This window comes from Hymenobacter aerophilus DSM 13606 (assembly GCF_000382225.1).
Lineage (GTDB): Bacteria > Bacteroidota > Bacteroidia > Cytophagales > Hymenobacteraceae > Hymenobacter > Hymenobacter aerophilus.
Genome location: NZ_KB907861.1, coordinates 1 through 1,477 on the forward strand (window position 1 = coordinate 1; position 1,477 = coordinate 1,477).

Sequence of the window (1,477 nt, forward strand, 5' to 3'; positions counted from 1 at the left end):
AGCTTGCAAAACTGGCTGGCCATGCACTGGTTGGCCTTCACCGTATTGTTGCTGCGCAAAATTGCCCCATCTTCTACTTCCTAAACAGCTTCTATATTTCACCGAGTGAAACCGGCATCTGACTATGGCCTATTTTTCCCATTGCACAAAGACGTGCTCCTCGCCGGCGAGTTCTTCCTCGATAATTGCAGCGATAATAGCCCAATCTCCGCCGGCTAAACCGGCTCCGATGGCCGGGTAACCAACTCGCTTACCCGCGTATTGCTTTTTAACCAGCCGGAACACTTGCCGGATTGCCTCATAGTCGGCCTTACGGCCTGCTCCCCGCCACTGGTATTGGGTGTAGGCGTTGATAATAACCAAGGCCTTATGGTTGACCTCAACCTGGGCACTGGAGTAGGTGCCCAGTTTTGCTTTATCGCCGGCTACAGTTGCCAGGTCAGCCTGGTAGGCGCTGGGAAATACTTGTTTAACCGTCTTGGCGATACCCGCCCCCATCGTGCAGAAGCAATTACACCCATGGATAATTACGTCGAATTCGCCCGCTTTCGCTTTCTGGATTAAATCACCTTTTTCCGTCTGCATAGGTTGCGTTTATTGTTGTCAGACAACATGTACTTCCCGCTAAGAAAGGGGAATTTCAGAGGAGGCAATGGGGGATGTACCGAGCGGAACCCAAGCAAACGTCAGTTTATGCTGGTGCTTACTGACCGGCGGATGCCACATCCAGAGGGCCAGCTGCAGGTGCTGCGTGGAAACGGCAACCACTTCGAAATAGAAGGCAGGCTGGTCAACATCTCGAACTGCGCCGGCAGGCGTATTCGGGCGTAGCAGCGCTCGGCCACTGGTTTCATCCAACCCAAAGGCGGATGGTGGCGAGCCTGGCGTGGTGAGCAAACCGGTCAAATCTAAAGTCCCAATGTCACCACTCCAGAAACCAGATGCGTCCGAGCCGGGCTCAACGGAATCAAGATGCCATTCCCGGGCCAATAGATACAGAGAAACCGGCATAGTAGAAACGATGGGGAAGGTACAGGCAAAGTAGGAAGCGACGCCCAGCTGGCAGCAAATATTGTCGCGTCTTAATAGAACACCAGGCTATCAGCCACTACTTCCCCGTTGGTTTCTAGGAGGCAAACATACTTACCAGTATGCTCCTGCCGCACGTAGAGTCACAGATTAACTTCTACCTGATGCGTATCCGCGCCTTCTGGAAGCAGTACTATTTTCACCTCTCCGGGCTTTTGGTGCCGGCCTGAATTGAGGGCACAAATGCAGGGTCGAAACCCAATAGCATGGCGGTGGTAGATACTAGCTGCCGTGGGTGCTCCGGGTATGGCTGGGGCAAAGTTGAGTGGGCGAAGTCAAGGTGTGATTATTGTATTATGAAGCTGTTTAGGAAGTAGTCAGTCAGGCGCAAAACAGAAAAGACTCCCACAAAAGCGGGAAATTTGAGGTGCGACCCATCTCCTTTCCC

2 protein-coding genes are annotated in these 1,477 nt (G+C 52.7%); both read right to left on the minus strand.

The window, feature by feature from the left end; translation table 11 throughout:
- Positions 1 to 129: 129 nt before the first annotated feature.
- The gene (locus tag H145_RS0119265) at positions 130 to 585 is read right to left on the minus strand and encodes a macro domain-containing protein (protein ID WP_019949778.1); all 456 of its coding nucleotides are present in this window, start codon (positions 583 to 585) and stop codon (positions 130 to 132) included.
- Between the two features lie 39 nt (positions 586 to 624).
- The gene (locus H145_RS24420; RefSeq protein ID WP_157541845.1) at positions 625 to 1,011 is read right to left on the minus strand and encodes a hypothetical protein; all 387 of its coding nucleotides are present in this window, start codon (positions 1,009 to 1,011) and stop codon (positions 625 to 627) included.
- Positions 1,012 to 1,477: the final 466 nt, after the last annotated feature.